Raw genomic sequence first — 25067 nt, 5'->3', positions numbered from 1 at the left:
ATAACCTCTCTAATCTCCTTCTAAATTCTTAGGAAAGAAGGTACTTTCACTTCTAATTGCTCCCCATATCCTGGGCGATAAAACACTTTGTCTAATGCTCGAATGCATGTCCCTTTGTGAATAGTTGCAAGAATGCTATCATAATGATAAAGAAACAATTCACTTTCATCAACAAATCTGTTTGCAGAGTCTAAGGGTAATAAATTATAAGAAACTTCTCCACCTTGGTTAATACTACCTTTAAAAGGGTAAATTCCTGTTTTCACTAAAATTTCATATGATAGTGGTATACCATTTTCAAGTTCCTGTTGAACTGATGGTATTTTAATATCTCTCATTAATCTTGACCATAAACTTTGCGCTAGCTTCTTTTTCTCTTCATTAGTTGAAGTAAAAACTGGAACTAGTGGTGCATTATAAGGAAAAAGGGAATCTTTTATCCATCCCCAAGGAATATCGTATAGTTCCTTGCCTTCTTCTACCTCTACAAAGATAACTGGAATTTTCTCTTTTTTACATAATCTCGCAAAAGAAGGAGTTAAACGTTTTAAAGCAACCTTTACACCAATTACGTAATCAATAGAACTATTAACCAATTGACTCCTCATTTTTCTTAGATTGACTAACCAATCTTTCTCCCATTTTAACTCTACATAACAAAGGATCGTTGTACAACCTTTTTTAATAATATTTTCTTCAATATATTGTTTTTGCTCTTTCCTATTCATGCATTTTACAACTTGATTGTCTAATATAACAGATGTTGGAGTCATAATAAAGGGGGAACCATCCATTCTCATATATCGATATTGCTGAAATGAATTCCTAATAAGTTCAATTCGATTATCTTCTATTAATAGCGAAGTTTTTTTTACTGTCTGTCTTTTTAAAATATGCGTGTTTTCAATAATATACTTGCACATCTCATCACCTACTACCTTTTTAAGACAAGCTATGAGAATAGGTATAAAAATATACCTCCAATTTATATGTGAGAGTATTCTTATGTGGTACCACTAATGGTTATTTGTGGTAAAATATTCAAAAAAAAGGGTAACGAGGAATGGGGATTTGCATAGCATTGCTTTTGGTTATTGGTTATTGGTTATTGGTTATTGATTCCATATTACTTGGATTTAAACTCAGTACTAATAAGTCGTCTAAAAGAAAAATAATTATTTGGGGACTACTTACTATGTTCGGAATATCCCGTTTTCTCTCATGGTTAATAAGTATTTCATATTGTTTCTATGTAGGAGATGAATTTGCAGCAGCAGGGGTATGAATTATATTATTTATTCTTCTTTTCTTAGTTGGTACAATAACGCTTCTTTATGGGGGGATTTAAAAGAAAGGAAGAAAACCTATAATTATTAATAACACTTAATAATAAGTTTAAGATATAGGAAAGCAGTGTGTATACTTAACCGAATACACACTGCTTTTCTAATTTAAAACATTTAAACATAATAATTATTTAGGATCCTACTCGTTTTCCAATTTTTTAAGATCACTAAAGAAAGTAGGATAAGACACAGAAATAGCAGCTGAATCTTCTAATTGCATTTCACCTTCGGAAATTTGAGCAGCCATTGCGAGCATCATACCAATACGGTGATCACCATGTGACTGAACAGTACTAGCTGTAAGATCTGTTCTGCCATGAATAATCATACCATCTTCTGTTGCTTCAATATTTGCTCCTAACTTTTTCAGTTCATTTACAACGGTATCAATTCTATTAGTCTCTTTTACTTTAAGCTCATGAGCATCTTTTATCACAGTTGTTCCTGATGCTTGTGTTGCCAATAGAGCGATAATAGGTATCTCATCAATTAACCTTGGTATGATATCTCCACCGATTGTTGTTGAATGTAGGGAACTTGTTGAAACAATGATTGTTCCAGTAGGTTCAAAGCTATCTTCAGAATCAGGTATCACCTCTATATTAGCTCCCATTTGCTGAAGGACATCTATAATTCCTGTACGAGTTGGATTTAATCCTACGTTATTCAATACAATTCTACTATTTGGTATGATACAACCAGCTACCAAAAAGAATGCTGCAGAAGAAATATCTCCTGGCACATGAATTTCAGCACCTTGTAAGTGTTGTCCGCCAGTTATTTCAATACCTGCATCAGATACATGAATGTCTCCACCAAATCTCTTAATCATTCTTTCGGTATGATCTCTGGTTGGTGCTTTTTCCTTTACAGTTGTTGTACCATTTGCCTGAAGTCCAGCGAATAGAATAGCTGATTTTACTTGAGCACTTGCTACAGGTAATTGATAAGTAATGCTTCTCAATTTTCCACCACGTACAGACAGAGGAGTAAAATTTCCGTTATCTCTTCCATCTATTTGAGCGCCCATTTCTTTCAATGGTTTTACTACTCTAGTCATTGGTCTTTTACCAATAGACGAATCTCCAATAAGTGTACTATGAAAATTCAAACCAGAAAGAATGCCAGTTAATAAACGGATAGTTGTGCCTGAGTTTCCAACATCTAATATTTCCTTTGGTTCCTGTAAATTCTTTAAGCCCTTACCATGTATAATTACTTGTTCCTCATTTTGCTCCATTTCAACACCTAATTTACGAAAACACGAAATAGTACTTAAGCAATCATCGCCTAATAAAAAGTTAGATACTGTAGTTGTACCTTCTGCAATGGAACCAAACATAATGGAACGATGAGAGATAGATTTATCTCCTGGTACAGATATTTCACCATTTAAACCATTCTTGTTTTTCTTTAAGGATTTCCTTTCCAATTGATTACCCTCCATCTCTTTCTAACCAATAGTACTATCATAATTAGAATAGCTAGCTATACAGTTTTGCGCTCTTTTTCTATCTTCCTCAGTTTGAAAGCTAATCACAAGAATTCCAAATATTTCTTCTCTTGTTTCTAGAATACGAATATTGGTTATACTAATATTTTCCTGTGCTAGATAGCCTGTTATTTCAGAGATAACACCTGGATAGTCTGGAACATCCACATAGAGATCGTAAAACGCAGGAATCGCCCCTTTTTGCCCCAACGGTAAACCATCTCTTACTTCTTTTGCACGATGAAAATAGTTAAAAATACCTTCTTCATCCTCTGTTTCTATCAAAGAATAAACACTATCCATTTCTTTTTTCCATATAACGAGTTGTTCTTTCAATACTTCTTTATTATGTATTAAAATGTCTCGCCACATTGCAGGACTACTTGAAGCAATACGGGTAATATCTCGGAACCCACCAGCAGCAAGTCTAGTAACAAGCTCATGTGACTCACTAGTATGATCTGCTTGATGAACAAGTGATGCCGCTACAATATGCGGGAGATGACTAATTACACCTGTAAGTAAGTCATGTTCTTCTGGGCTAATAACAATAAATTTAGCATTTGTTCCTATTAGCCAATCCTGTAGTTGATTTACTTTCTTGCTATCTATACTTACATGAGGTGTGAGTAAATAAAAAGCATTTTCGAATAGTATAGACTTCGAAGCAGACACACCGCTTTTATGTGAACCAGCCATAGGATGTCCACCAATAAATGTTATTCCTTTTGCTAATAATGCCTCAGACTTATTTGTTATCACAGTCTTTGTACTACCTACATCTGTGATAATTACATTTTCCTTTAAGTCTAGCCTTGTTAAGCTTTCTATAATAAGCTCTGTTTCTTTCACAGGTGTAGAGAGAATGATTAAATCTGCATTCTCTACACCTGCCTCAATAGAAGTAGCTATTTCGTCAATAACTCCCAGCATAGTTCCTAGTTTAAGGTTTTCTTGTGAAATATCAAATCCAATTATAGAGCTATTGGGATGTTCTTTTTTTATACATAAAGCTAATGATCCACCGATTAAACCAAGTCCTATTATGAAGACGCGACCGTTCATCCTAGCACCGCCTTCTCAAACATTATTTTCAATTTGTTACTTTCTTTTTTACTAAGAAGTCTGTCATAGCCTGCATTAGCCCATCGTTCTCTTCTTTTGATCCTACAGTAATACGAACCGAAGTAGGGAAACCAAGTGGTACTCCTGAACGAACGATGTACCCTTTACTCATTAAATATTGAAAAACTTCATTACCATCTACTTGGAAATCTACAAGGATAAAATTGGTTTGTGATGGATAGTAAGAAAGTTTGTTCTCTGTAAAGAATTGGTATAAACTTTCCAAACCTTCTCTGTTTTTCTGCTTACATGCTTCCACAAATTCCTGATCTTCTAGGGCAACCTGTGTCACAATTTGTCCTAATGTATTCACATTAAATGGCTCTCTTATAGGTTCTAAAGTTTGAAGCAACTCTTTATTTGCTACTCCATATCCAACTCGGAAGCTCGCAAGACCATAAATTTTCGAAAAAGTACGTAATACAATTAAATTATTATATTGTTTTGTTAATGCAATAGAATCATAGTAATTCTCTGCTACAACATATTCATAGTATGCTTCATCTAACACCACTAGCACATCTTCTGGAACTTGATTTAAGAAATCTACTAAATCATCGCCTGGTATATAAGTACCTGTAGGATTATTAGGACTACATAACCAAACCACACTCGTATTTTTGTCTATCGCCTTTAACATAGCAGGTAAATCATGCTCTGCTTGATCCGTAAGAGGTACTTCTCTTACCTCTGCACCATCAACAATAGCATTATGCTTATATTGACCAAAGGTATGACTTGCCATTACCGTATTTAAGCCTGGACTTAATAATGCTCTAGAAATCATCAAAATAATTTCATCAGAGCCGTTACCAAATACTAACTCTTCTTTTTCGATTTTTAAAAATTTCGCCAATTCTGCGCGTAGATTCGTAACATACCCGTCTGGATATAAAGCAAAAGAACTATCCATCTTTTGAATCGTTTCCATCACTTTAGGAGAGCTGCCGAAAGGATTTTCATTAGATGCTAATTTTACAATTTTATCTAAATTAAAAGCTTCTTTTACTTCATCGATTGTTCTTCCAGGCTGATATGGAGTTAAGTTTAGTAATTGTTTTTTCCATTTCATAATCCTTCACCTCTAATATGATTAAATTTCTATTACGTATTATTTAAAAGCAATTATTTTTGTAAATCAGGTCTTAATTGTTCTGCCTTTTCTAAATAGATATGCTGTATTTCTTGCTGTGACACGTCGGTATTCCAATGCATCATAATTCGAATACATTTATCTAACCCGTTCGGAACTGCAATTTCTTTCATGCACATTACTGGAACATATGTCCAGTTTTCCTGCATTCGAATTACTTTTGCAGGAAAAGTTGCATCTATATCATCTGTTACTGAAAGAAATACAGAGGCAACATCTTCTGCTAATATATGGTTAGATTTGATCATCTCTTCTACTAGTCTTTTGGTAGCTGTTAATATTTCTGCTTCCTCGTTATTACTAACAGTAATTGCTCCCCTAACCCCTCTAATCATTAACTTCTCTCCTTAAACCTTACTAATTCCCGCTTCAGTTCACTTTCTCCCACTTTTACTAATACTGGTTTTCCTATTTCTTCTAACAAAACGAAATTTATATTACCATTTATTGATTTCTTGTCTTGTCTCATTCTAGCAATTAAGTTTTCTACCTTTAAATGCTCAGGAACTCTAGTTGAGTAACCTAATGATACCAACCATTCTGAGAAATTATCGATAGAAAAATTCAAGTTATATTTATGTACACTCATCGATAAAGCAAATACCATGCCTATCACTACTGCTTCGCCATGTGTAACTTTTCCGTATCCCATTTCTGCTTCTATCGCATGTCCTAAGGTATGACCAAAGTTTAAAAATGCACGTACACTGTATTCTTTTTCATCTTGCTGTACGATTTTCCTTTTCACCATTATTCCTTTTTCAAGTAACTCTGACCAATACTCCTCTTTTACTTGATTCAGGTCTGAAATGGTATTACTTAATTGTTGATAAAAACCTAAATCACTAATAAGAGCATGTTTAATTACTTCACCAAAGCCTGATTTAAGCTCTTGAAATGGTAAGGAAGTAAGTAGAGCGGTTTGGTAAAATACTGCTTCTGGTTGATTAAAAACACCAATCATATTTTTTCCAAGCGGATGATTTATTGCCACCTTTCCACCAACTGCACTATCGTGAGCTAATATAGTGGTTGGAAGCTGTATAAACGGAATACCTCTCATAAAGGATGCTGCAACAAAGCCAGCTAAATCTCCGACAGCACCACCACCCAATGCTAAAAGGAGAGATTTTCTATCTAGTTGTTTTTCTAACGCATAAGATAAGCAATTATAGTATACTTCAAAGGTTTTCGCTTTTTCCCCTGAAGGAACCGTGTAGACTTCTACTGGAAATCCTTTGATACTATCCAAAACAGTTCCTAAATGTAATTTAGCAACTGTTTGGTCTGTGATAATAAGTATTTTCGAGCAACTCTTAAAGTTTTCAAGGATATATGGATTTAGCTTATCAAGGACATTTGTACCAATATATACTGGATAGCTTTTAGAGGTTGTCTCCACTAATACTTTTCTCATTAAAACTCCCTCGCATATTCATTATGTTTAGCAATATTGTTTACTAAACCTTCAAAGCGATCTGAATAAAATTGTTCAACAATTGCAGATGCCAACTCCCATGCAACGACACTTTCAGCTACAACAGCTGCTGCTGGTACTGCACAACTATCACTTCTCTCAATGCTAGCTGAAAATTCTTCCTTTGTATCAATATCCACACTTTTTAATGGTTTATATAAAGTGGGAATTGGCTTCATAACGCCTCTAACTACGATTGGCATTCCAGTAGTCATTCCACCTTCTAATCCACCTAGTCGATTTGTTCTTCTTGTATAGCCTTCTTCCTTATCCCAAATAATTTCGTCATGAACCTCACTACCTGGTTTTCTAGCAGCTTCAAAACCAATTCCGAATTCTACCCCTTTAAATGCATTAATACTCATAATAGCGCCCGCAAGTTTAGCATCTAATTTTCGGTCATAGTGTACATAGCTACCTACACCTATTGGCATTCCTTCAACTACTACTTCGACAATTCCACCAATGGAATCACCATTCGTTTTAGCATCATCAATTGCTTTCATCATCACTTTTTCAGCAATAGGATCTAAACAACGAACCGGCGAGTTTTCCGTTACTTCTTTTAACTCCTCTATAGAGCCGTATGTATTTACATTGGATTTAATCCCACCAATTTCTACTACATGAGAAGCAACTTTTATTCCGAGTTGAGATAATAGTTTTCTCCCAACAGCTCCTGCTGCCACTCTAACCGTTGTTTCTCTTGCAGAAGATCGCTCAAGAACATTACGCATATCTCGATGACCATATTTGATTGCTCCATTAAGATCTGCATGACCTGGTCTAGGACGAGAAATTTTCCGTTTAATATCTGCTGCTTCTTCCTCAAGTAGAGGTTCTTGTCCCATAATTTTTGTCCAATGCTTCCAATCATTATTGTCAACAATTAAGGAAACAGGTGAACCTAATGTATAACCATGCCTGATGCCTCCGCCTATTTCGACTGTATCTGTCTCAATTTGCATGCGTCTTCCCCGACCATGACCTTTTTGTCTTCTAGCTAAATCTTCATTTATATCTTCAGCTAATAAAGGCATTCCAGCAGGAAGTCCTTCAATTATAGTAATAAGTTTGGGACCATGTGATTCCCCAGATGTTAAGTATCTCATTTCCGACCCTTTCTCCCTTCAACGCTTTAAAGTAATTATGTTCCAATATAACATACTCGCTACTTATTGAATAGTATTTATAGAAAATTAGATTAGAAAATACTCATTTAATTCCTATGTTAGTGTTGTTTTTTATAGAAAAAAGTATCCTCTGTCTCAAGGCCATATTGACTTGGTGTAAATATTTGTTCTGTGCTACCTACAAATAAAATGCCACCAGGTCTTAGTGCATCTGCAAATTTTTGATATAAAATATCTTTTGCCTCTTCTGTAAAGTAAATCATAACATTTCTACAAACAATCAAGTCATAAGGTCCACCAAAAGAATCAGACAGCAAATTTTGTTGCTTAAAGGTTACATTTTTCTTCACTTCATCTACTACTTTATACATGCTTCCTGAAGACTGAAAATACTTCTTTTTTTGAGCTAAAGGAACCTCATTTAATGCCCTCTCCAAATATGTGCCATTTTTAGCCTTTTCAATAGCTTTAGTATCTAGATCTGTTGCAAGTATTTGAAAATCCATTGGTCGTAGTTTATTGGACAGAATCATGGACAAAGTGTAAGGCTCTTCTCCTGTTGAACATGCAGCACTCCATACTTTTAATGGCGTTCTATGTTTAATTAAAGTTGGTAAAATCTTATTCTCTAAAATTTCCCACCTTTTATAATTTCTATAAAATTCCGACACATTAATAGTCATTCTATCTAATAATTCATCTAACAGCTCTTTATCTTTGTTGATTGCTTGAAAATAATCTTTAAAGGAGTGAAACCCCCTTTTTTCAAATAATGAGGTTAATCTTCTTTTCATCTGTGCTTCTTTATAAAGAGAAAGGTCAATTCCTGACAATCTATAAAAGCTTTTAATAAAATCCTGAAAATCATTATCCATATATTAATTCCTCACAAATTCATCATGATGTAGTGACTTCTTTTTTATAGTATAAACGATTTATCCAAAAAAAGGCGAAAAAAATGGAAATGCAAAAAAGTTCTGTTTATTGTAGGGTTTTCGTTAAGTGGAGTGCAAATTAACGAGTGATTATAAAAAAAACAAGCAGCTGCTGCTTCTGCTTGTTGGTGATATGTATATTTACTGTAGCCAGTTTTGGCCAACTTTTTGGTATTCTACTAATTCTATTTCTTTAAAAAAGATAGAAATTTCTCTCGTTGCACTTTCCAAACCATCTGATCCATGAATAATATTTTTGTTTTTAACCATTCCAAAGTCTCCTCGAATAGTTCCAGGCATAGCATCTAATGGATCAGTTTTCCCCATCATTTGTCTTGCTTTCACAATAACACCTTCACCTTCCCATACCATTGCAAAAACAGGACCTGAAGTGATAAATTCAACTAATTCGGAGAAAAAAGGTTTTTCTACATGCTCTTGATAATGAGCTTTAGCTTGCTCTTCTGTTATCAGCATTAATTTCGCACCAACAAGCTGAAATCCTTTTTGTTCAAAACGTTGTACTATATTACCTATTAAGTTCCTTTGTACACCATCTGGTTTCACCATAAGAAATGTTCTTTCCATAAGAGTTCACTCCTACATTATGTATTGGTAAATATGATAGGTTGCTTAAAGGTAACATTAACATAGGCTATACAAATTTACAAACAATATAAAACGCTTTCACAGTTTGTTCATAATATGTTCACTTATTTTGAAAATGAAGGAAAATACATTCGACTCTTATTCAAGTAGAAAGCAGAAATAGTTAGTTATACAAACTGCCTTCTACTTAGTAAAATAGCCTTCTTATTTATATTTAGTATAAAAATACTAGCTTAGAATTTTCTTTTCCCCAGATATTTAGCAATATTTATAAGGGCAGATTTAGCTCTACCATTTGGTAGGTCTTTTATAGATTCTAGCGCTTTTTTCAAATATAAGTCACTTACTCTTAATGACCGTTCAATAGCATCAGAATTTTTTATTAAATCAATAATAACATTTAACTCCTCTTTATCCATTTTCTCATGGACTGTTAGGATTTTCCTTTTAATTTCTTCTTGCTCCATCGCATAAAATGCAGGCAAGGTTATGTTTCCTTGCAGCAAGTCACCACCAGCTGGTTTTCCTAATTCTTTCTCTGTACCAATAAAGTCAAGTACATCATCAATAATTTGATAAGACATCCCTACATAATAGCCAAAATCAAACAATTTTTTTTGATGTTTTACATCAACATCTGACACTATTGCACCTACTAAAGAACTCGCAGAAATTAACAAGGCTGTTTTTCTTTTAATACGTCTAAAATAATCCCGCAGTGATTGATCAAAACGGTATTTATCTTTAATTTGTTGTATTTCTCCTATGCATACTTCCACAATTGTATTTGCAAGCACACGATGAGCTTCTGGTTTGTTTATTTCGCTCATTATTTCCATAGATCGAGCAAAAATATAATCACCAGTATACATGGCAATCTTATTATCCCATCTTGCCTTAATGGTAGGTTGCCCTCTTCTCAAATCAGCATCATCTATTACATCGTCGTGCACGAGAGAAGCCATATGAATTAATTCTAATGAAACGGCTGCTTTTTTTATTTGATGTATATCATAATCCCCAAACTGACCAGCTAATAAAACAAATATAGGTCTAATTCTTTTCCCACCTGCTTTTAGTAGGTGTAAGGATGATTCTTTTAATAGTGATGAATTTGCTTGTACAGTTTCTTCTAATGTTTTTTCAATTACTTCTATATCCGAATTCAAAAATGAATACATCATTTTTAACTTCACTACGAACTCACCCAACTTTGAAATCAATATTTAAATTTTTTTACTGCCTCTTTTTATCTAGAAATAAAGAAGCTTATTTATAGCCCATATGAACGGCAGCCACTCCTCCAAAAAACGACTTGTAGCTTACCTTATTCAATCCAGCGACTTTGAACATTTCAGCAAGTTCGTTCATTCCTGGAAAATCCCTTGCAGACTCTTGTAACCACGAATACTCTTTATAGCTTTTCGCAAATAGCTTACCGAATAGTGGCATAATATATCGAAAATAAAAGTAATAACCTTGTTTAAACACTGGCATAGTAGGTTGAGATGTTTCGAGACATACAACCATCCCACCTGGCTTTACAACTCTCCTCATTTCTTTTAAGACAGTTAAATAATCAGGAACATTTCTTAAGCCAAATCCAATTGTAATATAATCAAAACTATTATCCTCAAAAGGTAACTCCATTGCATTTCCGTGAATAAGCTCGATATTTTCGTATTTTTTTGTTTTTTGTTTTCCGATACTTAACATATTTTCACTAAAGTCTAAACCTATAACTTTACCTGTTGAGCCAACCTTTTCTGCTAAACTGATTGTCCAATCTGCAGTACCACAGCATACATCTAGACATTTAGATCCTTTTGGAACATTCATTTTTTTCATTGTTTCTTTACGCCACAATTTGTGTTGTTGAAAGCTAATAACAGAATTCATTTTGTCATAGTTTCCATAGATCTTTTCAAAAACATTATGTACTTTTTCTTCCTTTGATTGCTGTTCTTGCATACTAATGATTACCCTTCTTCCACATACATTTGTTGTTGTCTACTACCAAATAGGAGTTGATTAATACTTTCTTTTAATTGTAGGTTGAGAGTAGGCAATTTGATCATTGTTTTCTCAAGTTGCATGTACGCCCATTTAGCATATTTGTCTAATATGTAGAGGTATCCGTTAGTTGTTTCCTGTTTTATCTCTTCGTATTGAACAAATGCATCTACCATTACGGATTTACCTGTATTCTTAAACTGTTCTCTTTCTAGCTCAATTCTATTTAATAATAAGTAATCTTCTAAAAATCCATTCCACTCTTCTAAATGGAAATAGTTTGTTACTTTTCTTAAGAGACTTGCTTCTATATTTATCAAACTACTCATTAATTGGGAGGAGTCAGTAGTATTTTCTTGATAGAAATAAATTTTACTTTCATTTACTTCTTTAATACCTTCAGCTAAGTTTTTTAGCATTTTTAAATCTTCTATTTCTGCAAGAATTTTATAGTATTGACCACTATATAAGTCTCCAGCTAATACAGTTAACTGCCTCTTTGTTTCATTTCCTGAATGCATGCGTTCATTTGTTATGAGTTCATGGGTATCAAGGGCAATCTGGATTAAGGTAATCGTTGTAGCATATGTAATAATATCTGTTTTGTTTAGCTTTGCTTCTGATAGCAAAGTAACGGTTAAAAGCAATTTATTGTCATCTAATATCGGATTTGATAGATGCTTTTGTAAATATGTATGAGAGGTTTTTTCTGTTATCTTTCTTTTTACCATTTCCATGATTTCGTATATAGCCATAAACATCACCCTTGTTCCCCAATAATTACTTTGTATGTATATTTCCATTTATCTTCATATTCTATTTATTATAACATAATAGGCATTAAAGAGATACAGAAGAACTCAAGTAGCCTACTACAATCATTTCATCAAGTTTTTTATGTATAAATCCAGATACTTCTCGCCATGTTTACTTTTGCCAGCATTTATATCTTTTAAACCTTTTTATACAAAATTCTGGTAGAATTCCTCATTCAAGCCGTTTTCAGATGTATTATTCACAATACTATTTAAAACATCTCTTGGAATAGAGCTGCATATATTCGACTCCTGTCGGGGTTTGAAGAGGATTAATTAAGTTATATCCATTCTCAAAATAAAAAAACCGCGAAACATTCGCGGTTTTAGTGAAATACTATTAATTTATGTAATTATTTCACTGCATCTTTAAGAGCTTTACCTGGTTTAAAAGCAGGAACTTTGCTAGCTGCGATTTCGATTTCCTCGCCAGTTTGTGGATTACGACCTTTACGAGCCGCACGCTCACGTACTTCAAAGTTACCAAAACCGATTAATTGTACTTTATCCCCATCTTTTAAAGCATTTAAGATTGTATCAAAAACAGCGTCAACTGCTTTAGTAGCGTCCTTTTTAGAAAGTTCACTTGCTTCTGCAACTGCGTTAATTAATTCTGTCTTGTTCATGCCTTTCACCTCCTCCCGAGTGTTTCAAATAAATCGCAAAATTCGTTTCTTATCATTATTTGTAAACAAATTATTGGAATTATATACGTCCTACTGAACTTTTTCTTAAAACTGACTTTATACTAGACCAAGTTAGACAAATATTCAAGTAATAAGCATTTAGTAACCTTTTATTAGGTTTAGAAAACCTTATGTGACGCTAATTCCTTTAAAAGATTATCATAATCAATTCTCCATATCAAGAAATTTTATGTGTTGATAGCAATATTTTCTTAATTTGAAATATTAGCGTAATAATTCTTTTATTAATTTAATTTATTGGTTGACTTATTTACCTCTCATTCGATATAGTTTAATAATTATTAACTTGTTTATCCATCTTTCTTTTAGAAGACTCTGCTGTTTTCATTCATTTTGTTGACAAACTCCATATAGTAAATGGAAAAATCTTCTTATAAGAACTTGTAATAGAGAGTTGTTTTTCTTAGTACTTACTATAAGTAACGAGTAGATTAAGTCATACAAAAAGGATTACTAGTAGTATTAAACCAACTTAACATGGTTAATCTGTGTTTCCAGAGACTTACTTGTCGCTTTCCACTTGGCTCATTTAGAAATTGTGATCTGCGCTTATGCTCCTGCTTTTTTTCGTTCACGTAGGAGTCAACCGGGTGCCTCTCCAAACTAAGATGAAATGGCTACTTATAATCCTTACAGATCCATAGGAGTATCATCCCTGTAAACATAAAAATAACCTAAAAAAAAAGAACCCTCGAGAGAGTTCTATAGAATGATGGCGATAAGGCCGCCTGACCCTTCATTGATGATTCTTTCTAATGTTTCTTTTAATTTATATCGTGCATTTTCTGGCATTAAAGATAATTTTGCTTGAATTCCTTCTCGAACGATAGAGCTTAGGCTTCTACCAAAAATATCAGAATTCCAAATGGATAATGGATCATCCTCGAAATCTTGCATCAAATATCTAACTAATTCTTCGCTTTGCTTTTCTGACCCAATGATAGGCGCAAATTCACTTTCTACATCTACTTTAATCATGTGAATAGAAGGAGCAACAGCCTTTAACCTTACGCCAAATCTGGAGCCCTGACGAATGATTTCTGGTTCATCTAAGCTCATATCAACTAAGGACGGAGCAGCTATTCCATATCCAGTTTGTTTGACCATTTTTAAGGCGTCTGATATTTGATCATATTCTGTTTTAGCATGTGCAAAATCCTGCATTAACTCTAGTAAGTGATCTTTCCCTCTAATCTCCACACCTACTATTTCTTTTAGAATATCATCATATAATTCGTCAGGAGCGAATAAGTCAATTTCAGCAACCCCTTGACCCATTTCAATACCTGCTAGGCCAGCTTTGTCAATAAAATCATATTCACTGAACTGAGAAACAACTCGATCGACATCTCTCAATCTTTTTATGTCTTTCACTGTTTCCTTTACAGCTTCCTGATAATTATCTCTTAACCAATGATTTTCTCTTAATACCATTACCCAGCTCGGTAAATTTACATTAACCTCAAGTACCGGGAATTCAAACAACGCTTCTCTCATCACATTTAAGACATCTGTTTCTCTCATGCTTTCTACACTCATTGCAATGACAGGAATATCATATTTCTCTGATAGCTCCACACGAAGTGCTTCTGTATTTGGATGAAAAGGTTGAGCACTATTAATAATCATGATAAATGGTTTTCCAACCTCTTTTAGCTCTTCAATCACTCTATTTTCTGCTTCTAAATAATTACTTCTTGGAATGTCACCTATTGTACCATCTGTAGTAATTACTACTCCAATCGTACTATGTTCTTGGATAACCTTTCTTGTACCTATTTCAGCTGCTTCATGAAAGGGGATTGGCTCCTCATACCATGGTGTATTAATCATTCTAGGGCCATTTTCATCCTCATATCCTTGAGCACCTGGAATTGTGTATCCTACACAATCTACTAGTCTAATATTTACATCTAATCCATCATCTACCTTAACAGATGCTGCTTGATTAGGAACGAACTTCGGTTCAGTTGTCATAATCGTTTTTCCAGCAGCACTTTGAGGTAACTCATCTTTTGTACGTGCTCTTTCCCCTTCATTTTCCATATTAGGGATAACTACTAGCTCCATAAATTTCTTAATAAATGTTGATTTACCAGTTCTTACTGCACCAACAACTCCAAAATAAATATCACCGCCCGTTCTTTCGGCAATATCTTTAAAAATATTTACCTTTTCCAAGTGATCCCCTCCTGAACTTTTCCTAGTACATGGGATAAAATCATCCATATAATACTATTAGACAATATATACTTATGATGTTGTCCTATCTTTTTATGACTTCTTTTTTTATTTCGTCCTCCTTTTTTTCTTGTTCTTCTATTTACATAGCAATGTTGTTTCTAGGAGTCTAATAGAATACATCATTACCTATTTTTTTTGCCTTTTCAATCAAGACACCAATATGTATCTAGATAGGAAAGCATGATAAAAACAAAAAAGTAACCCTTCTCTTCAATATATACAAGAAGAGAAGGGTTATGACATTTTCATATAAATTAAAGAGAAATTCTTTTCCCCTTTTTATTATGTATTAAACCATTGCTACATAAAAATACAGAGTAAAAGATGAAATACCTTTTACTCTGCTTAATTGACTATTCACCCATCCCCTGTTCAATCCACCAGGTTGCTTCAAGACATTTTATGTAAAAGCAAAGTTTTGCGAACCAATAAAAACGCCTAATTTGCTTAAAAATGTATAAACACTTAAAAAATAATCTTATTCTGTGTATTTAGAGGCAAGGATATTTACTAAATCTTCCATTTCATTTGTTTTTCCTCTAGCCATTAAAGAATATACTGCTACTTTCGCATCTTCATTATTAAAGAGAATGTTATATAAGGCATTTGTAATAGGCATACTTACATCAAATTTCTCAGAAAGTTGTTGAGCAGCCTTTGTCGTTCTTATCCCTTCTACAGCCATCCCCATGTTATCTAGTACTTCTTCAAGGGCATGGCCTTTACCTAGGAGGTTACCTGCTCTCCAATTCCTTGAGTGCACACTTGTACAAGTTACAATCAAATCACCAATTCCAGTAAGACCAGCAAAAGTGAGTGGGTTAGCTCCCATTTTTGTTCCGAGCCTTGCTATCTCAGCTAGACCTCTAGTGATTAAAGCAGCTTTAGCATTATCTCCAAATCCTAAGCCATCCGCAATACCGGCACACACGGCAATTATATTTTTTAATGCTCCTCCAATTTCCACACCAACAATATCTGGATTTGTATATACACGAAAATTATTGTTAATAAATAAGTCTTGAACTAATTCAGCTTCTCCCATATTAGCAGAGGAGACCGTAACAGTAGTTGGGTGTCTTAGGCTAACCTCTTCAGCATGACTTGGTCCAGATAACACCACAATACTTTTTCTCTTTGAACTTGGAATTTCTTCTTCCATAATTTCAGAAATTCTCATTAAAGTACCTGGTTCAATTCCTTTACTTACATGAACAAAGGTCTTTGGTTCTTCTATAAACGGCAGTAGCCTTGGAATAACCTCTCTCATCGCCTTTGTAGGAACGGCAAGGATAATAAAGTCAGCATCCTTTAATGTTGCTTCTAAGTCTGTATAACCTACTACTTTCTCAGGAAGTAAAATACCTGGTAAATATCGCTTGTTTTGATGAGAGGTATTGATATCTGAAATAGTTTGTACATCTTTTCCCCAAACTCGAACATTATGACCATTATCACCTAGTACCAATGAAAGTGCGGTTCCCCAACTACCAGCACCAATCATTGCTACTGTTTTAGTTCCATATTTCATGCACACACCCCATTATTTTCTCTCTCTTGCAAATATCTTAATTGGTGTACCCTCAAAACCAAATGCATCACGAATTCGATTTTCTAAAAATCTTTCATAAGAGAAATGAAGCAGTTCTGGATCATTGACAAATACCACAAATGTAGGAGGTCCAACTGCTACTTGTGTAGTATAGTAAATTTTTAATCTTTTGCCTTTATCAGTTGGCGTTGGATTCATGGCTACTGCATCCATAATTACATCATTTAGTACACTAGTTTCTACTCTTCTAGTATGTGATTCACTAGCCATATTAATCATTGGGATTAATGTATGAATTCGTTTTTTTGTTAATGCCGATAAGAATACAACTGGCGCATAATCCAAGAATAAGAAATGCTCTCTTATTGTTTGTTCAAATGTTTTCATTGTTCTTTCATCTTTTTCAACAGCGTCCCATTTGTTCACAACGATAATAACAGCTCTACCAGCTTCATGCGCATAACCCGCGATCTTTTTATCATGATCAATAATACCCTTTTCGCCATCAATTACGACTAAGACTACGTCTGATCTTTCTATTGCACGCAATGCTCTTAATACACTATATTTTTCTGTTGATTCGTAGACTTTCCCTTTTTTCCTCATACCTGCTGTATCGATAATAACGTATTTATCTCCATTAACTGTTACTTCTGAGTCAATGGCATCTCTAGTTGTTCCTGCTACATCACTAACAATAACTCTATCTTCTCCTAGAATAGCATTTACTAAGGAAGATTTCCCTACATTTGGTCTTCCAATTAGAGAGAACTTAATCGTATCACTATCATACTCTTTAGATTTCCCAGTTGGAAAATGCTCAGCTGCTTCATCTAATAAATCACCCAATCCTAAACCATGAGAACCAGAGATAGGGAATGGCTCACCAAATCCTAATGCATAGAAATCATAAATTTGCTCTCTCATTTCTGGATTATCGATTTTGTTAACAGCAAGTACTACAGGTTTCTTTGCCTTATACAGAATTTTTGCAACCTCTTCATCTGCAGAAGTTACTCCTTCACGACCATTTGTTAAAAAGATAATAACATCAGCTTCATCAATAGCAATTTCTGCTTGAAGTCTTATTTGGTCTAGAAATGGTTCATCACCAATATCAATACCACCTGTATCTATTAAATTAAAGTCATGATTTAACCACTCTGCAGAGCTATATATACGATCTCTTGTTACTCCAGGAATATCTTCTACAATTGATATTCTTTCTCCCACAATTCTATTAAATATAGTGGACTTTCCTACATTAGGACGCCCTACAATTGCTATAACAGGTTTTGCCACAGCTATCAATCCTTTCTAGTACGTAATAACCATTTATCACTTATTATATTTATTCCCATTATCTTAAATTTTTCACCAAAAGAATCGATACATTTTCCACTTTGTATAACAAAGAATCATCTTCTTTCACTTAAGATAAAAGCATGATTTAAAATGAAGTAACAAATAAGAGGGGCTGATTCCCCATATGAGGCAGCCCCCTAACTAAAATATTTTATCAAAGAGATACCATACTAGCAAGAACATTCTAATACCAAAGTGAATTCAACCCTTTTATTCTACATATTTTTCGTTCTTTCTTTCTCGAGAAATGAGACATGTTTCTCTAGTTTACTTAGTAAATCTTTCATATAAGAAATGGTTATGATCACCATCATACTAGTCAGTAGACTATCCAAGAAAAGAAAGGATCCTATCTCTGCGTTCATGCTGAAATATCGTGTAATTAGTCCGAATGTAACTTCCCCTATTATATTGCCTGTTAAAAGAGTGAGTATCTGGCTATAAATGTCTTTATGTAGGAACAAAACGAGTACTACCATTACTATTGCTTTCAACCATTCTTTGGGTAACAAGAGCCATATGGGATCTAAAATAGCCATTAACTCGAAAACTACATATGCCATCATTGAAAAAAAAGAACAAGCACTAACATATATCCTACTTTTCCAATTCAATTTACTAATATAATAAAAACTAAAGAATAATGTAATAAATAAACCTACAGAAATTCTTCGATTTCCCCAATGTAGCCCGTAAGGCATGACTATTATAAAAAGCAGTAAAAATGCTGAAAGCTTTGTTCGAACTTTGTTATGTTTATTCATAAAAAAAGTTGAAATAATCCATATAATCCAGGAAAACAAAAAAAATAATGAACCTTCCATAAATGACACTCTCCTCGAATACATTATGGCTCTGTATTCGATAATTTAAACCATTAGATAAGAATGATAGTCATAAATAATTTTATCAATTAGTGAAATAATAAAATGAATGCATGTAAGATGGGAGGAATATTGATGGGCAAGGATCGTCAGGAAAAAAAGTTGAAAAAAAGTAAAAGAGTGGAATCTGATAGAGATCAGGCTATTCATTATAACGGGGCAACTGAGCTTCAAAGTCCTGAAGAAGGACGACTATTAAATGATAATAAACAAACTGACTAAGATAAAAAAATAAGATCAGACCACATCCTATTAGATGTGGTCTGATCTTATTCATAAAGTAGGCAAATTATTTTAGTTTTTTCAATTGATCACCAATCATATCGCCTAACTGAAAGCCTTTAGACTCTTCTGGAAGTTCATAAGCTTCCTCTTCGTCAAATTCCTTTTCTGTTAATTCCTTAATACTTAGAGATAATCTTTGATCCGCTTCATTTACCTCTAATACTTTCACTTGAACTTCTTGTCCCTCTTTTAAGATTTCATGAGGAGTACCAATATGTTTGTGAGCTATTTGTGAAATGTGAACAAGGCCTTCTACACCTGGTAATACTTCTACAAATGCACCATATGACACAATACGTTTTACGTTACCATTTAGAACAGCACCTTTTGCAGCTTTTGTTGCAATATCCGACCATGGTCCAGGTAATGTATCTTTAATAGATAAGGAAATACGGTCATTATTTCTGTCTACTCCTAAGACTTTAACCGTTACTTCTTGCCCTTCTTGTACTACTTCCGTTGGGCTAGAAATATGATTATGTGAAAGTTGAGAAATATGAACTAAACCGTCGATTCCACCTAAATCAACAAATGCACCAAAGTCAGTAATTCTCTGTACCGTTCCTGTTAACGTTTGTCCTGCTTCTAGTGAATCTAACAGATTTTGCTTTTGTTTACTTTTTTCCTCTTCGACAACAGCTCGGTGTGATAAAATGAGACGACTTTTATCTTTTTCTAGTTCAACAATTTTAAAAGTAAGAGTTTTCCCCTTATAGTCTGAGAAGTCTTCTACATAATGAGCTTCTACTAATGATGCTGGAACAAAGCCACGAACGCCTAAATCAACAACTAGTCCACCCTTTACAACATCTTTTACTTCTGCTTCAAACACTACGCCAGACTGAAACTTTTCTTCTAACTGATCCCAAGCTTTTTCTGCGTCCACTTTTTTCTTTGAAAGTACAAGTGCATCTTCTTCTACTTTAATTACCTCTAATTCTAGCTTGTCACCTTCTGCTACTACATCACTAGCTTGTTCAATATGCAAGCTCGATAATTCGCTAATCGGAATAATTCCATCAAGCTTACTATCCTTAATTGCAACAATCACTTGTTTTTCTTCTACTTTCGTAATTTGCCCTTCTACTACATCCCCTACAGTATAATTGTTCACTACTACATCATTTAATTCTTCAGACATATGTACTCCTCCTTATACTAGTGCTAGATTTGATTTTCATAAATCATCTAGCTTTGGATAAATTAATTATGATAACAAATTAATTTTATTTCTACTCCTTTTAACTTCTTACATTCTTGTTTTTTTGTCAAGTAAGATACATTATAGAAAGCATTATTTATTCACTCTAAAGGTAAAAAGGAATGACATTTGTTCTTATAGAGTCTTTTGGTGTGTTAACTCCATAATTCTTTCTACCACATCTGTAATAGATAAAGAGGTTGTATCGATTTCTATCGCATCTTCCGCCTTCTTTAATGGAGCGACTTCCCGTTCAGAATCAATTTTATCTCTTGTTGCAATTTCTTGTTTTAGCTTTTCTAAATCAGACTCAAACCCTTTTTGAACATTCTCAGTGTGCCTTCTTACTGCTCTTTCTTCAACTGATGCAAGTAAAAATACCTTTACCTCAGCATGTGGAATAACATGTGTACCAATATCTCTGCCATCCATTACCACTCCACCATTTGTAGCAAACATCTGTTGTCTATGTACCATTTCTTCGCGTACTAATTTATGCTTAGAGACAATTGAAACAGAGTTAGTAACATCACTTAAACGAATTTCATCTGTTACATTTTGTTTATCAAGATAAACCAATTGCCCCTTATCTCCAGGCAATAATTCAATAATCGTATTATTAAGCATAGCAATAAGGGATGCTTCGTCTTCTAAATCAAGGTGATTTTCTAGTGCTTTATAAGTTAACGCTCTATACATGGCACCCGTGTCTATATATATATATCCTAAATTTTCAGCAACTATTTTAGCAACTGTGCTTTTTCCTGCAGCTGCTGGACCATCTATTGCAATACTAATTTTCTTGTTCATAAATCCTCCTGAATAACTGGTGAAGAAGTACCACCCAATAATAATCTAAATAAAGAACAAAACTTCACTATATTAGTTTAACATATTTTACAATTAATACATCTGCTAAATAAACAGATACTAGAAAAACTAGCACAGGAAGAATAAATAACCTTTCTTCTAAACCTGAGAAAAATAGGCTAATTCTATCTTGAAATCGTTTCTAGCATTTCCACAAAGTTGGAATCCATAACTCCTTCATATTGAGTAATTTGGTTTATAGTAGGTATAACGTTAAAATGATGAAGAAATATTCCTATTGCTAAAAAAAACACTTGTATGCCTATTATTTTTAGAATAATTCTTTCTACTGTACGCAAATTTAGCACTCCTTTTCTAATATGACTTTTATAAATTTAGATCATATTATAGTATCGGAGTTTCTATTTCGCTTTATTCAAATCTCTAAGCCTTTCTTACGCAAGGATAATTGACGATCAAAACTAAATCTTAGCATAGCTTGTCTATTAAATGGACTTACCTCCACAAATTCTAATGTAACTTTATAGGAGTTTTGGTTATAATCTAGAATTCTTTTTATTTCCACATCTAATTGTAAATAGGTATATTCTCCATTTTGTAATGGTAACACTACATATCCTTTTACTTTTGTATTTTCTTCTAGTAAGGTTGTTTTAGGTACTAGGATTGCCGCTCCACCTGCACTAAAATCTAAACAAACGGTTGTAAAAGGTTTAAATTCCTCGTTATATGCATGAATAGCTATATCTACACTTGTTTCTACACGTACATATCTTCTTCTTTGTATTTTAATCATTTGTTCATAATTAGGAAAAGATAATATAAGCATAGGTATATTATTCTCTTTTTTTCTTCCTAATACTTCGGAATGAAACATATACGCTACTCCATCATTTGTTACAAAATTGATTTTGACCTGTGTACCATTCATTAAAAAAATCAGTTTATTTGTTTTTAAATGAATCGGATACTCTATATACATTTCGTTGTTTTCTGTTTCAAGTATTCGACTTTTATATTGTTCAATATTTTCTTCATTAAAAAGCTCAAGAATTAATGTATCTCCTATTGTAATCATGTATGTATCACACTTTCTTTCAAGATGATGGTAGATTTTCTTTCATTATTGCATGAAAGTTTTTAACTTGGCAATACAATCTAAGAAGAAAATAAGATACCTGCCACCTCGTAAACTGCTAAATACATTTCAATAAAAACAAATTTGATGAAAAAGACAGTTGTCCCTGAGATCAACTGTCTTTTCATCACTTATACTACTTCTTCATATAACGGTTCAGCATTTTTTAGCTTTTCCACTTTTTCTTCTATTCCATTACTTGCATTTATATAGATTCGATACGTATCATCATCTAATGTTCCAATAAACTCATAACATAGTACTTCTTCATTTAAGTCATTAATGATAACTGCTAGTCCATCATCCATAACATTCACTTGTTGATTAATTTTTTTCCTTGCATCCTCTTTCGAGACAACAGGATCACTTATTTCTCTTTCCTTGCTTGCTTTTAAATAATCATCTGCTGCAAAACCTATAATATTCCCGTTATCTAGTGCCACTTTCATCTTAATGCTGTCTGGATAGATTTTAATACCATCTATCTCTGTCACAAAATTAAATACACCAATATTCTCATATTGAGTACTTTCAAATAAAGCTAAATCCTTAAAATTATGTTCTTTTAAAAATCTTACTGCCTCATTACTTGCATCATTAAGACTAATATTATTTTCTTTTACATCTCTTGAAACTATGGACCATATAGGATAACCACCTTTTTTGGTAATATCCATACTTGCTTCCGCACCTGAATCTTTATCCTTTAAGGATACACTATAAAAGCCATAGTCAGAGCCTTTTCCATTTTCAGTGACTTTTATTTCAACAGGATTTTTAAACTCAGCATAATTTTTTGCGATTTTCTCTGCTTCTGACTTGGATATATTGCTTCCTTTTAAATTACTATAGTTTTCTTTTTTCTTTTCTAAATTCACATTAGTAACACCTAAGCTAGTTTCTGCATATCCTTCTACTTTTTCTTCTACTGTTTTTAAACCATCAATAATAGTGTTATCCATTTGCTTATCTGTTGCTAATGCCATTTCTACGTCCATCCAACGCAAATTATTTTCTAACACTAAATGCTGAACATTTCGTAATTCATCTTGAATTTCAGCTGCTTCTTTATATAAACTCTTTAAACTGTTATATTCATCTTCTGATAAAGGTTTACTATTTAAATCTCGTACTGCCGTTTTATAACTAAAATCTCCTATATTAGCGAGAAATTCTTCTGTTTTATTAAAAGGCATTAAAGTTAATGGTAGTTGACCAACATCTGTATGTGCTAGAGATGTAATTCTCCATACCTCTGCTAAGCTAGGGGAAAGAGATTCTTGTGAACTCATAGCAAGTGTTGTACCAATTTGGTCATGTAATAGATCTACCTGATAGGTTAAATCATGGAATGCTCTTTGATAATTATTCTCTGCATTAAGTAATATCGCGTTTTTTTCTTTATGTTCTTGGTAACCATAAAAGGCTGCACCTGCAACTCCAATTGTTAATACTCCAATTAATATACCTCTTAACATACTAATTCACCCCACTATTTACAGAATATGTGTTTACCAATTTGCTTTATTTGTGGTCGTGTCCAAATCCATGGGCTTGTTGCTGTGTTTGGATTGAAATAATATAATGCTTGCCCAGTTGGATCCCATCCATTTATTGCATCTAATACTGCCTCTTTTGCACGTTCATTTGGTGTAAGCCAAATTTGACCATCAGCTACTGCTGTAAATGCTCTTGGCTCAAATATAACCCCTGAAACGGTATTAGGGAATGAAGCACTGCTTACACGATTAAGAATAACTGCAGCCACAGCAACTTGACCTACATAAGGTTCCCCTCTAGATTCGCCATATACGGCATTTGCCATAAGCTGTATGTCATTTTGCGAAAACCCATTAGGGACATTTGCTGCTGTTGCACTTTTCCCTGTCACATTTTCTCCACCACCAGCCTTATTTGTATTATTTGTTTGAGGTGTAGCGTTATTATTCGGTGCTGTATTATTGTTTTGAGTTGCATTATTGTTCTGTGCTGTATTATTGTTTTGAGTTTCGTTATTATTGGGTGCTGCATTATTGTTTTGTGCTGTATTATTCTGTGGTGCTTCGTTTTTTTGCGTTGTATTATTATTTTCACTTGTATTTTGTTTTGGTGTTTCTTTTGGCTTATTTGCCGTATTATTGTTCTGACTTTGTTTTGGTTGCTGCTTCGGTTGTTGCTTTGGTTGTTCTTGTGGTTTTTCGTTAGCTGAAGGGGTCTTTTGCTTATTTAAATCAACACCTCCGTAATGACTAAACTTTGTCCCTCGATTTATTTGTTCTTTTACAAACTTTTCATTGTACTGTGTTGCTTTAGCCAACTTTTCTTTTGTTTTACTTCCAGCTAATCCATCGATTGGAAGTCCAAACTCATATTGAAAGTTCCTTAAAGCCCAATAGGTGCGCCATCCAAACACACCATCAATCTTTCCATTGTAAAAACCTACGTATTGGAGCCTTGATTGTAGTTCAATGACATCATCTCCTACCGCTCCATGTTGGATAACCTGTCCGGAAAAAGCATATGCTTTTTTCTCAAAAGAAGGAACGTAAATTAATCCAATCGATAAGGATAAGATGACTGAGATTTTTACAAGTAAAAACTTTTTATTCATGCTTATTCCCCCCATTTTAAAATACTTTTAACATTACCTGTATTTTTTGTAGCAAATGGTTTTTTATACAAAAAAAAAGCAAAGTGTGAATGAACACTTTGCTAAATAATTCTATGGAAGGATAAAAATACTTCTATACGAAGGAGGAGAG

At 33.6% G+C, this 25067-nt stretch carries 25 protein-coding genes; 2 read left to right on the top strand and 23 right to left on the bottom strand.

From position 1 onward, the window contains the following. Positions 1 to 20 precede the first annotated feature (20 nt). Entirely contained in the window at positions 21 to 923 is a 903-nt protein-coding gene (locus F9279_RS00490; protein WP_152110676.1) for a hypothetical protein, read from the bottom strand. 140 nt (positions 924 to 1063) lie between these two features. Here F9279_RS00490 and F9279_RS00485 point away from each other — a divergent pair, with 140 nt between their 5' ends. Continuing rightward, positions 1064 to 1285: a hypothetical protein gene (locus tag F9279_RS00485; RefSeq protein ID WP_152110675.1), complete on the top strand. Its 222-nt coding sequence runs from the start codon at positions 1064 to 1066 to the stop codon at positions 1283 to 1285. Between the two features lie 200 nt (positions 1286 to 1485). Here F9279_RS00485 and aroA read toward each other — a convergent pair whose 3' ends face one another. From aroA to F9279_RS24790, 16 genes are all read right to left on the bottom strand, one after another. Continuing rightward, positions 1486 to 2778 (bottom strand): 3-phosphoshikimate 1-carboxyvinyltransferase, encoded by a 1293-nt coding sequence (aroA, locus tag F9279_RS00480; protein WP_152110674.1) that lies wholly within the window; start codon positions 2776 to 2778, stop codon positions 1486 to 1488. Positions 2779 to 2799: 21 nt separating this feature from the next. Next, positions 2800 to 3903, bottom strand: a complete 1104-nt coding sequence (locus F9279_RS00475) for a prephenate dehydrogenase (protein ID WP_152110673.1) — start codon at positions 3901 to 3903, stop codon at positions 2800 to 2802. Positions 3904 to 3931: 28 nt separating this feature from the next. After that, the gene (gene hisC, locus F9279_RS00470) at positions 3932 to 5035 is read right to left on the bottom strand and encodes a histidinol-phosphate transaminase (RefSeq protein WP_152110672.1); all 1104 of its coding nucleotides are present in this window, start codon (positions 5033 to 5035) and stop codon (positions 3932 to 3934) included. Between the two features lie 53 nt (positions 5036 to 5088). Next, positions 5089 to 5451 (bottom strand): chorismate mutase, encoded by a 363-nt coding sequence (gene aroH / locus F9279_RS00465; protein WP_152110671.1) that lies wholly within the window; start codon positions 5449 to 5451, stop codon positions 5089 to 5091. Continuing rightward, on the bottom strand, positions 5451 to 6533 hold the full coding sequence (gene aroB, locus F9279_RS00460; protein WP_152110670.1) for a 3-dehydroquinate synthase: 1083 nt from the start codon (positions 6531 to 6533) through the stop codon (positions 5451 to 5453). The genes aroH and aroB overlap by 1 nt, the downstream gene beginning before the upstream one ends. After that, a complete protein-coding gene (gene aroC, locus F9279_RS00455; protein ID WP_152110669.1) occupies positions 6533 to 7705 on the bottom strand; it encodes a chorismate synthase in 1173 nt (390 codons plus the stop codon). The genes aroB and aroC overlap by 1 nt, the downstream gene beginning before the upstream one ends. Before the next feature lie 119 nt (positions 7706 to 7824). Beyond that, on the bottom strand, positions 7825 to 8601 hold the full coding sequence (locus F9279_RS00450; protein WP_152110668.1) for a CheR family methyltransferase: 777 nt from the start codon (positions 8599 to 8601) through the stop codon (positions 7825 to 7827). 201 nt (positions 8602 to 8802) lie between these two features. After that, complete coding sequence (ndk, locus tag F9279_RS00445; protein ID WP_152110667.1) at positions 8803 to 9249, bottom strand: nucleoside-diphosphate kinase; 447 nt, start codon at positions 9247 to 9249, stop codon at positions 8803 to 8805. Positions 9250 to 9503: 254 nt separating this feature from the next. Further along, positions 9504 to 10466: a heptaprenyl diphosphate synthase component II gene (gene hepT / locus F9279_RS00440; protein WP_152110666.1), complete on the bottom strand. Its 963-nt coding sequence runs from the start codon at positions 10464 to 10466 to the stop codon at positions 9504 to 9506. 73 nt (positions 10467 to 10539) lie between these two features. After that, positions 10540 to 11241: a demethylmenaquinone methyltransferase gene (locus tag F9279_RS00435; RefSeq protein WP_152110665.1), complete on the bottom strand. Its 702-nt coding sequence runs from the start codon at positions 11239 to 11241 to the stop codon at positions 10540 to 10542. 8 nt (positions 11242 to 11249) lie between these two features. Continuing rightward, positions 11250 to 12020, bottom strand: coding sequence for a heptaprenyl diphosphate synthase component 1 (locus F9279_RS00430; protein ID WP_193224367.1), 771 nt, complete (start codon positions 12018 to 12020; stop codon positions 11250 to 11252). A gap of 431 nt (positions 12021 to 12451) precedes the next feature. Next, complete coding sequence (locus F9279_RS00425; RefSeq protein WP_016203034.1) at positions 12452 to 12724, bottom strand: HU family DNA-binding protein; 273 nt, start codon at positions 12722 to 12724, stop codon at positions 12452 to 12454. A 783-nt stretch (positions 12725 to 13507) separates the two neighbouring features. Beyond that, a complete protein-coding gene (spoIVA, locus tag F9279_RS00420; protein WP_152110663.1) occupies positions 13508 to 14986 on the bottom strand; it encodes a stage IV sporulation protein A in 1479 nt (492 codons plus the stop codon). Positions 14987 to 15527: 541 nt separating this feature from the next. Continuing rightward, the gene (locus F9279_RS00415; RefSeq protein ID WP_152110662.1) at positions 15528 to 16580 is read right to left on the bottom strand and encodes an NAD(P)H-dependent glycerol-3-phosphate dehydrogenase; all 1053 of its coding nucleotides are present in this window, start codon (positions 16578 to 16580) and stop codon (positions 15528 to 15530) included. Positions 16581 to 16592: 12 nt separating this feature from the next. Continuing rightward, positions 16593 to 17903, bottom strand: coding sequence for a ribosome biogenesis GTPase Der (der, locus tag F9279_RS00410; protein ID WP_152110661.1), 1311 nt, complete (start codon positions 17901 to 17903; stop codon positions 16593 to 16595). Between the two features lie 278 nt (positions 17904 to 18181). Further along, a complete protein-coding gene (locus F9279_RS24790) occupies positions 18182 to 18532 on the bottom strand; it encodes a hypothetical protein (RefSeq protein ID WP_193224366.1) in 351 nt (116 codons plus the stop codon). A 393-nt stretch (positions 18533 to 18925) separates the two neighbouring features. Here F9279_RS24790 and F9279_RS00400 point away from each other — a divergent pair, with 393 nt between their 5' ends. After that, the gene (locus tag F9279_RS00400; RefSeq protein WP_152110659.1) at positions 18926 to 19072 is read left to right on the top strand and encodes a YpzI family protein; all 147 of its coding nucleotides are present in this window, start codon (positions 18926 to 18928) and stop codon (positions 19070 to 19072) included. A 67-nt stretch (positions 19073 to 19139) separates the two neighbouring features. Here the strand turns inward: F9279_RS00400 and rpsA are convergent, their stop codons facing one another. The 6 genes from rpsA to sleB form a co-directional block, all read right to left on the bottom strand. Then, positions 19140 to 20276 (bottom strand): 30S ribosomal protein S1, encoded by a 1137-nt coding sequence (gene rpsA / locus F9279_RS00395; protein ID WP_152110658.1) that lies wholly within the window; start codon positions 20274 to 20276, stop codon positions 19140 to 19142. A gap of 195 nt (positions 20277 to 20471) precedes the next feature. Next, a complete protein-coding gene (gene cmk, locus F9279_RS00390) occupies positions 20472 to 21146 on the bottom strand; it encodes a (d)CMP kinase (RefSeq protein ID WP_152110657.1) in 675 nt (224 codons plus the stop codon). A gap of 185 nt (positions 21147 to 21331) precedes the next feature. After that, positions 21332 to 21505: a DUF5359 family protein gene (locus tag F9279_RS24785; RefSeq protein WP_193224365.1), complete on the bottom strand. Its 174-nt coding sequence runs from the start codon at positions 21503 to 21505 to the stop codon at positions 21332 to 21334. 77 nt (positions 21506 to 21582) lie between these two features. Further along, on the bottom strand, positions 21583 to 22245 hold the full coding sequence (locus tag F9279_RS00385) for a flagellar brake protein (protein ID WP_152110656.1): 663 nt from the start codon (positions 22243 to 22245) through the stop codon (positions 21583 to 21585). Between the two features lie 191 nt (positions 22246 to 22436). Continuing rightward, positions 22437 to 23783, bottom strand: a complete 1347-nt coding sequence (gene ypeB, locus F9279_RS00380) for a germination protein YpeB (protein WP_152110655.1) — start codon at positions 23781 to 23783, stop codon at positions 22437 to 22439. A 14-nt stretch (positions 23784 to 23797) separates the two neighbouring features. Next, entirely contained in the window at positions 23798 to 24916 is a 1119-nt protein-coding gene (gene sleB / locus F9279_RS00375) for a spore cortex-lytic enzyme (protein ID WP_152110654.1), read from the bottom strand. Positions 24917 to 25067 lie beyond the last annotated feature (151 nt).

The sequence above is a fragment of the Bacillus sp. B1-b2 genome (assembly GCF_009183415.1).
GTDB lineage: Bacteria > Bacillota > Bacilli > Bacillales > Cytobacillaceae > Niallia.
The sequence above is the reverse complement of the archived record's forward strand: the minus strand, read 5'-3'. Positions and strand labels throughout refer to the sequence as shown.

What these genes read in the sequence shown, in the direction of transcription:
- F9279_RS00490 (WP_152110676.1), bottom strand. Translation starts at nt 923, where the DNA reads ATGTGCAAGTATATTATTGAAAACACGCATATTTTAAAAAGACAGACA.
- F9279_RS00485 (WP_152110675.1), top strand. Translation starts at nt 1,064, where the DNA reads ATGGGGATTTGCATAGCATTGCTTTTGGTTATTGGTTATTGGTTATTG.
- F9279_RS00475 (WP_152110673.1), bottom strand. Translation starts at nt 3,903, where the DNA reads ATGAACGGTCGCGTCTTCATAATAGGACTTGGTTTAATCGGTGGATCA.
- hisC (WP_152110672.1), bottom strand. Translation starts at nt 5,035, where the DNA reads ATGAAATGGAAAAAACAATTACTAAACTTAACTCCATATCAGCCTGGA.
- aroH (WP_152110671.1), bottom strand. Translation starts at nt 5,451, where the DNA reads ATGATTAGAGGGGTTAGGGGAGCAATTACTGTTAGTAATAACGAGGAA.
- aroB (WP_152110670.1), bottom strand. Translation starts at nt 6,533, where the DNA reads ATGAGAAAAGTATTAGTGGAGACAACCTCTAAAAGCTATCCAGTATAT.
- aroC (WP_152110669.1), bottom strand. Translation starts at nt 7,705, where the DNA reads ATGAGATACTTAACATCTGGGGAATCACATGGTCCCAAACTTATTACT.
- F9279_RS00450 (WP_152110668.1), bottom strand. Translation starts at nt 8,601, where the DNA reads ATGGATAATGATTTTCAGGATTTTATTAAAAGCTTTTATAGATTGTCA.
- ndk (WP_152110667.1), bottom strand. Translation starts at nt 9,249, where the DNA reads ATGGAAAGAACATTTCTTATGGTGAAACCAGATGGTGTACAAAGGAAC.
- F9279_RS00435 (WP_152110665.1), bottom strand. Translation starts at nt 11,241, where the DNA reads ATGCAAGAACAGCAATCAAAGGAAGAAAAAGTACATAATGTTTTTGAA.
- F9279_RS00430 (WP_193224367.1), bottom strand. Translation starts at nt 12,020, where the DNA reads ATGGAAATGGTAAAAAGAAAGATAACAGAAAAAACCTCTCATACATAT.
- F9279_RS00425 (WP_016203034.1), bottom strand. Translation starts at nt 12,724, where the DNA reads ATGAACAAGACAGAATTAATTAACGCAGTTGCAGAAGCAAGTGAACTT.
- F9279_RS00415 (WP_152110662.1), bottom strand. Translation starts at nt 16,580, where the DNA reads ATGAAATATGGAACTAAAACAGTAGCAATGATTGGTGCTGGTAGTTGG.
- F9279_RS24790 (WP_193224366.1), bottom strand. Translation starts at nt 18,532, where the DNA reads ATGATGGCATATGTAGTTTTCGAGTTAATGGCTATTTTAGATCCCATA.
- F9279_RS00400 (WP_152110659.1), top strand. Translation starts at nt 18,926, where the DNA reads ATGGGCAAGGATCGTCAGGAAAAAAAGTTGAAAAAAAGTAAAAGAGTG.
- rpsA (WP_152110658.1), bottom strand. Translation starts at nt 20,276, where the DNA reads ATGTCTGAAGAATTAAATGATGTAGTAGTGAACAATTATACTGTAGGG.
- cmk (WP_152110657.1), bottom strand. Translation starts at nt 21,146, where the DNA reads ATGAACAAGAAAATTAGTATTGCAATAGATGGTCCAGCAGCTGCAGGA.
- F9279_RS00385 (WP_152110656.1), bottom strand. Translation starts at nt 22,245, where the DNA reads ATGATTACAATAGGAGATACATTAATTCTTGAGCTTTTTAATGAAGAA.
- ypeB (WP_152110655.1), bottom strand. Translation starts at nt 23,783, where the DNA reads ATGTTAAGAGGTATATTAATTGGAGTATTAACAATTGGAGTTGCAGGT.
- sleB (WP_152110654.1), bottom strand. Translation starts at nt 24,916, where the DNA reads ATGAATAAAAAGTTTTTACTTGTAAAAATCTCAGTCATCTTATCCTTA.